This window comes from Tessaracoccus luoxuelianae, from assembly GCF_055326245.1.
Genome location: NZ_JBUZNO010000022.1, coordinates 1 through 9,281, shown reverse-complemented (window position 1 = coordinate 9,281; position 9,281 = coordinate 1). Strand labels below are relative to the sequence as shown.

Annotated in this window: 12 protein-coding genes; 5 read left to right on the top strand and 7 right to left on the bottom strand. The window is 65.0% G+C overall.

Features of this window, described 5'->3' with window-relative positions:
- From ACZK39_RS16545 to ACZK39_RS16535, 3 genes are all read left to right on the top strand, one after another.
- Positions 1-207 (top strand): hypothetical protein (locus ACZK39_RS16545; protein WP_463613957.1); only part of this gene is annotated, 207 nt, incomplete at its 5' end.
- A gap of 64 nt (positions 208-271) precedes the next feature.
- The gene (locus ACZK39_RS16540) at positions 272-1,243 is read left to right on the top strand and encodes a site-specific integrase (RefSeq protein WP_463613956.1); all 972 of its coding nucleotides are present in this window, start codon (positions 272-274) and stop codon (positions 1,241-1,243) included.
- Between the two features lie 195 nt (positions 1,244-1,438).
- Positions 1,439-2,287, top strand: coding sequence for a DUF6578 domain-containing protein (locus ACZK39_RS16535; protein WP_463613955.1), 849 nt, complete (start codon positions 1,439-1,441; stop codon positions 2,285-2,287).
- A gap of 5 nt (positions 2,288-2,292) precedes the next feature.
- Here the strand turns inward: ACZK39_RS16535 and ACZK39_RS16530 are convergent, their stop codons facing one another.
- From ACZK39_RS16530 to ACZK39_RS16520, 3 genes are all read right to left on the bottom strand, one after another.
- On the bottom strand, positions 2,293-2,712 hold the full coding sequence (locus tag ACZK39_RS16530; protein ID WP_463613954.1) for a hypothetical protein: 420 nt from the start codon (positions 2,710-2,712) through the stop codon (positions 2,293-2,295).
- A gap of 88 nt (positions 2,713-2,800) precedes the next feature.
- Positions 2,801-3,325 carry a GNAT family N-acetyltransferase gene (locus tag ACZK39_RS16525; RefSeq protein WP_463613953.1) on the bottom strand — a complete coding sequence of 175 codons (525 nt, stop codon included), beginning with the start codon at positions 3,323-3,325 and terminating at the stop codon, positions 2,801-2,803.
- A 98-nt stretch (positions 3,326-3,423) separates the two neighbouring features.
- Positions 3,424-3,705 (bottom strand): MazG nucleotide pyrophosphohydrolase domain-containing protein, encoded by a 282-nt coding sequence (locus ACZK39_RS16520; RefSeq protein ID WP_463613952.1) that lies wholly within the window; start codon positions 3,703-3,705, stop codon positions 3,424-3,426.
- Positions 3,706-4,812: 1,107 nt separating this feature from the next.
- Here ACZK39_RS16520 and ACZK39_RS16515 point away from each other — a divergent pair.
- Positions 4,813-5,118 carry a hypothetical protein gene (locus ACZK39_RS16515; RefSeq protein WP_463613951.1) on the top strand — a complete coding sequence of 102 codons (306 nt, stop codon included), beginning with the start codon at positions 4,813-4,815 and terminating at the stop codon, positions 5,116-5,118.
- Between the two features lie 123 nt (positions 5,119-5,241).
- Positions 5,242-5,832: a hypothetical protein gene (locus tag ACZK39_RS16510; RefSeq protein WP_463613950.1), complete on the top strand. Its 591-nt coding sequence runs from the start codon at positions 5,242-5,244 to the stop codon at positions 5,830-5,832.
- 103 nt (positions 5,833-5,935) lie between these two features.
- Here the strand turns inward: ACZK39_RS16510 and ACZK39_RS16505 are convergent, their stop codons facing one another.
- The 4 genes from ACZK39_RS16505 to ACZK39_RS16490 all read right to left on the bottom strand — a co-directional run bounded on the left by ACZK39_RS16505 (position 5,936) and on the right by ACZK39_RS16490 (position 9,235).
- Positions 5,936-6,451 carry a DUF6584 family protein gene (locus ACZK39_RS16505; protein ID WP_463613949.1) on the bottom strand — a complete coding sequence of 172 codons (516 nt, stop codon included), beginning with the start codon at positions 6,449-6,451 and terminating at the stop codon, positions 5,936-5,938.
- A gap of 182 nt (positions 6,452-6,633) precedes the next feature.
- Positions 6,634-7,137, bottom strand: coding sequence for a hypothetical protein (locus ACZK39_RS16500; protein WP_463613948.1), 504 nt, complete (start codon positions 7,135-7,137; stop codon positions 6,634-6,636).
- Positions 7,138-7,509: 372 nt separating this feature from the next.
- Entirely contained in the window at positions 7,510-8,181 is a 672-nt protein-coding gene (locus ACZK39_RS16495; protein ID WP_077342537.1) for a hypothetical protein, read from the bottom strand.
- A 370-nt stretch (positions 8,182-8,551) separates the two neighbouring features.
- Positions 8,552-9,235: a uridine kinase family protein gene (locus ACZK39_RS16490; protein WP_197971685.1), complete on the bottom strand. Its 684-nt coding sequence runs from the start codon at positions 9,233-9,235 to the stop codon at positions 8,552-8,554.
- Between the last annotated feature and the right edge of the window lie 46 nt (positions 9,236-9,281).

Below are 9,281 nucleotides of genomic sequence, written 5' to 3'. Positions count from 1 at the left end.
CACGATCTGCAGCTGATGGCCCAGCGCGGCACCGCCGGCCGCTGGACCTGGACGCTCACCATCTACCGCACCGGCAGCACCGACCAGGTGACCCGCATCGCCCGCGGCGTCCAGCCCACCCTGACAGCCGCCAAACCGGCCGCCGAGGCCGCCGCCCGCACCTGGCTCGCCGACCAACTCGAGCACCCCGACAAGTCGCATGACTGAAAGCCAGCCAGGGGCCCTGCACAGTGCGGCTGGTGGTCCGGTCGCGGTTGATCAGCAGGCGGGGATGTTGCTGCCGGAAGACCTGTCGTTGGATGCGGCCGAGGCCGCGTTCGCCTCGGCCTCCCGGGCGTCGTCGACGTTGCGTGGATACCGCTCCGACTGGACCGAGTTCGTCACCTGGTGCCGCGACAACCACCACACGGCACTGCCCGCCACCGACATCGCGATCTCCCGCTACATCTCGGCGCTGGCCACCGCCGGGGCGAAGGTCGGCACGATCAGCCGGCGTCTGTCGACGATCCGGTTCGCCCACAAGGTCCGTAACCATCCCGACCCCACCCAGACCGCGCGCGTGATCGCCGTCTGGGAAGGGATCCGCCGCCAGCTCGGGGCTCCCCCGGACCAGGCCCGCCCCCTCATGCCCCCACTCCTCCTCGACGTCGTTGATGCTTGCCCGGCGATGACGAAATGGAAGACCCGCGACGATGAGCCCTCGCTCAGCGGAATCCGGGACCGGGTACTCCTGCTGGTCGGGTTCGTGTCCGCGCTGCGCGCCTCCGAACTCGCCGCCCTCGAGGTTGATCAGATCAAACCCCACGAACGGGGCCTGGTGATCGAGCTCACCCGCTCCAAAACCAACCAGACCGGCGACCTTGAGCTCGTGGTCCTCCCCTGGGGTGCCCGCCAGGACTACTGCCCCGTCACCGCGCTACGCAACTGGCTCACCGTCGCCGGCATCACCGAAGGCCTGGTGTTCCGGTCCGTCTCCAAAGGCAACCGGGTCAGCGCCCGTGGCCTCACCCCCGACGGCCTCTCCCGCCTGATCACCCAGGCCGTCACCAGGGCCGGTCTCGACGCCACCGGATTCTCGGCCCACTCCCTTCGGGCAGGGTTCGTCACCTACGCCGCGAAACGCGGCGCCACCTCCCTGCAGATCGCCAGACAGACCCGGCACAAGGACCTGGCCTCCATCGGCATCTACACCCGCATCGAAGACGCCTGGGAAGAGAACGCCGCCACCCAACTCCCTCTCTGAAGAGGTCGGCGGGCTTGGCCTCGAATCGTCCCCGGGTCCGGCCGGAGGCCTCCCTGGACACTCCCCCGCTTCACTCTCATGCCGAGAAGCGCGCGTTGGGGGGTCGACTGCCTACCGGTAGTATGATGGTGTCATCGGAGCATGTTCGGTGCTCTCGTCGATGGCTCGGCGCTGCCGCATAAAGGCGTCCCCGTGATGACTCATATCACCTCCGGCACAGTGTTCATCTGGATTGCCCAGTGGGAGTACCAGTGCTGCGGAACCCCCATCACGTCTGGTGACGTCGTGGACCTCACCGTCTGTGAAACCGACTGGGCCGAGCCCTGGCAAACAGCCGTCGGCGGTCCGATCCCCCTGGCAGCAGAGCATCACGTGCCACCCGAGGGCAGCCACCACCTCAAGGTCCGTGTGGAGCGGCTCATGGAAGCCCGCGCCCACAGAATCCAGGACCCTGACGATGAGGGCTGGTACCTGGTCCCCGGCTCCGGGGAAGTCTGCGACGTTGCCACCATGAAAGTCTGGAACGAGGAATGGCAGCCAGCCCGCGTCGGTGGGGAACCCGAAGGCTGGATCCTCGAGGCGACCGTGCTGGCCGAATTGCCACCCCAGCGCAACAACATCCCCTATGGCATCGACCTCACCCCACGCCTCATCCGATCCGAGGAGCGCGACCTGCCCAGGCTGGACGACGTGGTGCTCTCGCTCCCACGGGATGGGAAGGGTCTCCCTCTGCTCGCGGCATGGCAACCTGCGCACGACGGGGAACGCGATGGGTTCGTCGATGGGCATCCCTGCATCGCCACCTCCATCACTGGCGACCTGTGCACCTGCCTGTACATCGCTCGGGGCGGGTTGCTCGCCACCGGCCAACAGGACCCTCTGAGGGACATGGTGGTCCTCGAGCCGGGGCAGTTCCTGCGACGCGCCCTCAACCTGATGGACTCCAACTGGGTAGGATTCGACACTTCGCCAGACGCTGGGGCGCTGCCGGACTACGCCGACCTCTTCCTCTGCCAACTGCCACCCCACCCCGAGCTCATGTGACGCAGTCAGGATCGGGAGTCATCGACCTCGATCGACACACGAGTGGCAGCGAAGGACAACTGGTCGTTCAGCAGGTCGAGGGTGAACACGCGAGGCTTGCAGTACCTCAAGTCGGAACACTGACCGGCCTCCGCCTGCGGGCCCGGGTCGTGCTGCCACTCGATGATCTCGGCCCCGTCGAAGATGAGCCGCACCGTGCATCCAGCCGGATGCGTGGCCGGTGACCAGCGGGGCTCGAACAGGTACGACAGGGTGAGCCGGGCTTGCGAGGGCTGGTGGCTGATGCCGAGGCAGTCACCATCGTGCAGATGCACCGACGAGCCGTCCTCCAGGGCGAACTCGTAGAGATTCTGGGCCGAGAGCGGTTGCAACCCCACCAGCTCCACGCCGTCGGTCTCCCACGTCCTGCCACGCGCACGCCACATGCGTCCAATCCTTCCGCATTCCACCTCCTTCGTTGTGGCTGGCGGATGACCCCTACAGGACGCCCTCAATTGCCGCAAAGCGCGATCCCTACTGGGAGTCGGACCTTAGAAGGCGCCACGCGCGGGTTGGGCGGCCGTGCGCACTCGATGTGGTCGGCTCAGGGACGAAGCCACAGCGCCGGTGGAGCCGCACGGCATCGAGTCGACCGTCCTCGAACTCGTTGATGGCCGCTGCTGCTTCAGTGTCTTGCCAGATCCGTTCGAGCAGGTGATTCATGAACCTCATGCCAAGCCCAGTTCCACGTCGAGCAGGTATCACGTTGAGCCCGATGTGAGCCGTGCCGTCGGAGTGGAGTTCGTAGTGGACATGGCCCAGGAACTCGCTGGTCTCATCTTCTTGAACGAAGTAGTAACCCTGCTCTGATGCCGGACGCGCGAGCCGCGCCACGAATGCCGGCCAGGCACCCTCGGGCCAGTCGATACAGCCTGTGGCAGGGTTATACCCAGCGTAGGAGATAGGCCAGCCGGCGTTGTAGGCCATCATTTCTGGATCAAGCAGCCATGCCTGCCGGATCGTGAACTCCTCTGGCGATGGAACGTGAAGCCGAAGCACGTCGTCAGGCTAGCAAGAGCGTGTCCTTGACGCCTCCGAGGAGGTGGTACAGACATGCGTGATGCCGCCGCAGATCGATCGCATGGGCGGAGGGTTGCTCACGGCCTTACGGAACGTCGTGCTTCGCGGCCCGTGTCCAGTTCGCACTTTGCTCGAATCGCTTCTTCAACCGTGAACCCGTGGTGGTGCGCTACCACTGCGGCGGCCAGCACGACATCTGCCAACTCATGCATGATGGCCTCCCGGTCGGGGTCACTTCGGCTGCACACCTCGACAAGCTCGATCGACTCCTCTGCAACCTTCCGTGCGCTCGCGCCGCTTGGCATCGGGATGCCTCTCTCCATCAGGTAGAGGTCCAGGAGGGCAAGGATCGAGCTCACGTCTGGCACGCTACCCGATCGGATCGGTCTGCACGCCCTTGCTGCGGTGCGCGAGGGGAGCCTTCGGCTTCGGCTGCCCCGAGCACGACCGCCCTCAATTGCCGCGGTGTGCGAGGGTAGCCTTCGGCTTCGTTGTCCCCGAGCACGACCGCCGTCAATTGCCGCGTGGAGGCTCCGGTCGGAGCCCGCGTCTATGGGGAAGCCACCTTGGCGGTTTGCCTGGCAGCCATCTCCGGACCAAGAGGAAAGCTCGCCGGCGCTCTCTACGAGCGCGTCAATAGCGGCGTGGTACGTCGATGCGAAAACCTCGCATCGCTACGGCCCAAGGCAGGAAGGATGGGAATCTACCGATGAGCCGCCGGAAGAACCGCAGCTACCGCATCACGGCCCGAGGAGCGTCCAACGCCTATGCTGGCAGCGTCAATAGCTTGTGGAGCGTGGCAGTGGACAGGCGCATGTTGGGGAAACGACGTTGACTCGGATGGACCCGGAGGGGTGGCTGGATGACCTCGCTGAAGCCAAGCATGCCGGCCGCGGTGACCGGCTCACCGGAACTGCCAGTAGAGTCCGTGTGCTCGGCAGTGCGTCACCGGTGGTCTTCCTCGCATACCTGATGGTTGCGGGTGCAGTCACGCTGCTGATCGTCGATCCTTCCTTGACCTCAGCTTGGATAGTCACCTTCTTTTTCGGCTTAGCATTCGTGCTGGGATGGCCTTTCCTCGTCGTAGCCACGCCTCGCGGCCTTCTGACACGACGTGGATGGATCTCGTCAGGTGATATCGCTGCGGTGGGATGGGCCGCCCGCACTGACAGCGGCATGACGTGGCTGTCTGACGCATATGTCCCCGTGCTCATTGTCCGTAAGAAGCACCGCCTGACCTGGTGGCCGCTGCCAGAGTTACGCCGTCTCCGCCGAGGGGCTGCGAACGCCGCTCTGCTTCGGAAGTTGGTGGGCACACGGACCGTCTCTATATGTCCAATGCCCACGGACGTGGTGTGGGCGTTTCGGTGGCCGTACTAGGCTCCGGCGATTCCTGTGTACTGGGCCTCGTTGCTCGTTGCACTCCTAGTCCCTAGTTAAACGTTCGGCGCAAAGGATGTCCGCGCATGCCGCGTCTGGCGCCTCGCATCGCAGTGATGGATGATGTCGGCAAGAGCATCGAAGCATGGTGGCCGAAGCTGCGGCAGCAGTCCCGCGACTATCTGATGGGGAACAACGGTGACGAGGTCCCGGCCGACCTTGTTGAAGAAATCACCGCAGCAGGCGGCATCATCAGCACCGATGCATGGTGGGTCAGCCAGAGCGGCCCAGCCGGGCTATGCCTGTCGGACGTGGCGAACGACTGGATCGACGAGCTCGCCAACGGCGAGACGCCCGAACCTCGCGCAGAGGACCGGGTTCCAACATCCTGACATGCCGCACTGGGGACGTACCCTCTCGGGGTCGTCCGGTCTTGCCGCACTGGGCCGGTTGTGGGCCGCACATCCGCTGCCCTTGCTCATGAGGCTGCTGGTGCATTCGCGTCTCGTTCTGGGATGCTCTTCGCCATGGGGTGGTTCAGGCGCGAGAAGGGGGTCGGCTCGGAATCCGGCGGTGTTGACCAGTGGGAGCATCTCCCAACGCCCGACATTCCGAGCGACCTCGAGCGAGAGTTGATGGCCGACGACTCGGCCCATGGACTGGCGCGAGCGGTATGGACCGAGCGGGACTTCCCGGCAATGGGCTGGCACGATGCGACCGTTTGGGCCTACGAGGTCCGCCGCGGTGACTGGGAGTCGGATGGCTGGTCCAGTCAGATTGCGCTCGACCTCGACTACATCGTGAGGTGGGTCGAGAGAGGGCGACGGTTTTCGTTCTGGGTGGCCCCCTGCACGCTCGTCTTCCGTGGGGTGAGTGCCTTCGAGCTTCGTGGCGATGGCTCGGTGTGGGGGGCGGAAACGCTGGCTGATATTCATCCTGTTCGTGACGGCTGGCACCTGGAGGGGCATGACGGTTTTGACCTGAAGGTCAAGGCCGAGGGCTTCCGCCAGACGTTTCGTCGCGAGCCTGTGTTCGTTCAGCGCCAATGCCTGACATGCGACGAGCGCGGAGGCACTGGCTTCGGTGAGGTGCCAGCGGTTCTATAGAGCCCAAGACCCGGCGGTCAGTCCACGACAGTTGCAGCTCGCCGTGCTCGACGTCCTCATCTCATGGGTTCCACTGAATCTGCCGCCCAGGATGCGGCGCCATTCATGGAGATAGCAGGTGCCACAGCAGCAGGATCCCCTTCAGCGCGAGGGCGAGGATGCCGCCAACCGTCAGCATGAGCAGGGTTCCCAGCACCCATCCGGCGAGGAAGCCCTTCACCGATGTTTCCGGACGTGGAGGGAGGGGTTCATCCCACGTGAGGGGCCGACCCGCTTCTGCCTCAGCAGCGAGGCGCAAGCGGGCCAGGCGTTCGGCGCCTGCGGCTCCGGCTGCGGACTCGTCGCCGCGCCATTTCACTGCCTTCATCCGATACACGGCCTCAGGAAAACGCGCCTCGAACGCAGCCTGCTCGCTGGGCGTCGCGGTGCCTCCGATATAGAGCCAGCGACCCGCCTCACCGCTGTTCGCCTGCTGCCGTGAGAGCTGGCCCAATTGGTCTCGAAGGTCCAGTCGCTGCGGATACGTGTTGATCAGCCCGCGCAGTCGCTGACACGCGAGATGGGTGTCGCCGGCGGCGAGGTCGCGCCGAATGCGCTCCTGGACATCGAGTTCTCCCACGCGCACCATGATCGTCGAAGTGGGGCCGACTCGGTCGGTGCTGGGCCACATCCGCCGCCGACGCACGCTCATGCCGCCAGTGGTGCCGCCGACGCCTAGTGGAGCCCTACCTGTGAGGTGGCACAGTCTCTATTGGGGGTGTCGCGGACAACGGTCGTGCCTGACGCTGGCGACGCGCGTCGCTATGGTGTTGGCCGTCGGAGAAGGTGCCATGCCCAGACGGCCCACACCGGCGCCGCGGACATGAGTGCGATCCCGATGCCCACGGTCCAGGGCCACATCATCAGTGACTGCGAATCAGGGAGGTCTCGGGCTGCCATGGCGATCACCTGCCCATCTGGGCGCGTGAGAACAACGACGTCGAAGGGAGTCGTGTACGGGTCGCCGCACATTGCCCACGGGATCGGGGCCAGGCCAAGTACGGGTCCAATGGTCGGGTAGATCAGCGTGACGAGCTCTGGAGCTTCAGGGATGGTGACGCGGACGGCCAACTCAGCGCCCCTCCCATACCTCGCCTCGCACGCGACGGCTGAGGAGGTGTGTCCGACCTGGGCAAGCTCAGCGGCGGTCACATATGCCTGCCGTTCGGCCAGGCCCCACGGGATCAACAGGACCACGCCGACGAGGAGGCAGCTGACTGGCCAACTCAGCAGGGCTCGCCCGCGGCCGAGAAGAAACAGCCTCAACCACGCCCCAAACCTCACAGGTCGCGGCTGCCCCGGCTCGCCAAGCAAGACGTATCTCGGCGAACCTCGCCGCCGGCTCGCCATCACAGGCCCCGTGCCATTACCCACACTCAGGCAGTATCCCAGGGAGCAGAGCGCAGCCTGGGAGCCACCCGGCGAAGATGAATGTCACTCGCGAAACCCCACGCAACTTCACCCCACGCGATGCACAACGCCCGCTTCTGCCGCGCCGCGCCGCGCCGCGGCGACTGCGCCGTGCCGGACGCTACGCCTGAACGCGCTGATCCGCGAGGTTGCACTTCATGGGACAGCCTTAGGCTTGGCCGTGGCAAGTAGGGCCGTCCTCCATCGGAGATGTTTGCTGACGAGTGCTCAACCATCGTTCCGGTGAGCTCCGCGGACGTGCGCGTTGTGATGACGGTGCACACGCTGCAGGATGTTGTGCTGCTCATAGTTGATGGCCAAGCTCACCGCCATGACGCCTCGCCGTTTGAGCGGGCGAGGATACTCTGAGAAGTCAACCATCCACAGCGACTGTGTTGCTCGACGCCAGTTCTTGATGGATGGGAACTCTCCGGTGAACTCAACCAGATCTGCCTCAGTCACCTCAACAGCGTCTATGTCAATAACTTCGAGCAGAACCGTGTGATACAAGTACTCGGCCTGAGCCTCCGAGTCGCCTAGGTCGATCTCCGAGAACCATTGCCTGTACTCCGCGACCTCTTCAGGGGTGTGTTCCGTCGACGTCACGATCTGGAAGCCATAACCTGCCTCACGCAGAGCCGTCAGCCGCTCGTCCGAGGTGCAGGCCAAGTCGTACAGGGCCCTGAACGCCGTCCAGTCTTCACGAACATCTACCGCGTGAGCGGAGAAACGCAGATCGACACCTTCCGGCCCCCATCCACGATAGATGATCCAGTACTCGCGATACGGGTCAATGCCGTGACCATTGCCCAGCCTTCCCCAGAGGTCCTGCCACTCCTCCGGAGCCCTGGGATGGCACCAATTCTCGATGCCCGCGATTGCAGACCTAGGATCTGACATAAGGGGACCACCTTGTCCTTCAATCCACTGCTTTCTCGCCCACCTTTTCCCTTGCGGCTAAGGGACACACGAACCGGCTCGACGTGGGTTACCCTACGCCGTGCTGGGGATGGCTCCACTGCCGCCACGCAGGGCTCGGCCGCGGACAGGCAGAGTCGGGACCAGCCCAGACCATGCCTTGGCACTCGCTGGATGGAGGGTCCTCGTAGGGAGGAGAGCCTTCGGGAATCTCGGCATCGCTACCTCGGCAACGCACGCTGGCTCTGGCAGCCAACAGACTGCCTCCCTGGTTGCCGGCAACGTCCGCTTCTGCCGCACTGAGCGTGGCCGCACGCTACTGTCGCGTTGGCAGATGCGGGGGCACCTACCATCAGAGCCACGGGTTGTTCGAAGGTGCAGGCGCTACGGCGAACTGCCCCTCATCGAGGTCGATGGTTGGGGAACCGGCAACCACCAGGCAGGCCCGCTCCCACGGACGTTGCTCGGCAAGAAACCGCACTTCATGTGCCATCCACTCGTGCCAGAACGCGATCGTCTGCTCGCGATCACCGTTCACACCCTCGGCCATGTCGCGAGCGATCCCCCGCCGCTCGGCCTCCTGAAAGTCCGACTGCACCCAGATCGAGGCATCAACGAAGTGCTCGAACTCGCGTTGGCTTGCGCCGACGCCCTCGATGACGACCAAGTCCGCCTCCGCGGCAACCTCGATCACGCCTTCGCGTCCATGCAGCCCCCACGCCGGCGGCTGAAACCGCACACCCTCCCCACGGTGCAGTGTCACCAGGATCTCGTCGCGCAGCAGATGCCCCCAGGCGAAGAACGGCTCATGCCAGGCCAGGTCATCCGTGTGGACGACCGCAGAACGGGCGACGGCCCGCTTCAGCTCAGCAGCCAGCGTCGACTTACCTGAGGCTCCCCTGCCGTCCACGGCAACGATCTGCGGCCGACCCAGCGGCTGCCCGGCCACCTGTAAAACGTGATTGACCAGCTCGGCAGTGTCGAGGGCCCGCCAAGGCCCCGCAGCGGGTTCACCCTCGAGCAAGGTCATGGTCATGACCCCATTCTGCTGCCGACAGCAGCCATGCTCGCTCATGCCGCGC

Excerpts from the sequence above, each read along its gene's own strand:
- ACZK39_RS16515 (WP_463613951.1), top strand. The coding sequence starts at position 4,813 with ATGCCGCGTCTGGCGCCTCGCATCGCAGTGATGGATGATGTCGGCAAG.
- ACZK39_RS16495 (WP_077342537.1), bottom strand. The coding sequence starts at position 8,181 with ATGTCAGATCCTAGGTCTGCAATCGCGGGCATCGAGAATTGGTGCCAT.
- ACZK39_RS16535 (WP_463613955.1), top strand. The coding sequence starts at position 1,439 with ATGACTCATATCACCTCCGGCACAGTGTTCATCTGGATTGCCCAGTGG.
- ACZK39_RS16540 (WP_463613956.1), top strand. The coding sequence starts at position 272 with ATGTTGCTGCCGGAAGACCTGTCGTTGGATGCGGCCGAGGCCGCGTTC.
- ACZK39_RS16490 (WP_197971685.1), bottom strand. The coding sequence starts at position 9,235 with ATGACCATGACCTTGCTCGAGGGTGAACCCGCTGCGGGGCCTTGGCGG.
- ACZK39_RS16530 (WP_463613954.1), bottom strand. The coding sequence starts at position 2,712 with ATGTGGCGTGCGCGTGGCAGGACGTGGGAGACCGACGGCGTGGAGCTG.
- ACZK39_RS16510 (WP_463613950.1), top strand. The coding sequence starts at position 5,242 with ATGCTCTTCGCCATGGGGTGGTTCAGGCGCGAGAAGGGGGTCGGCTCG.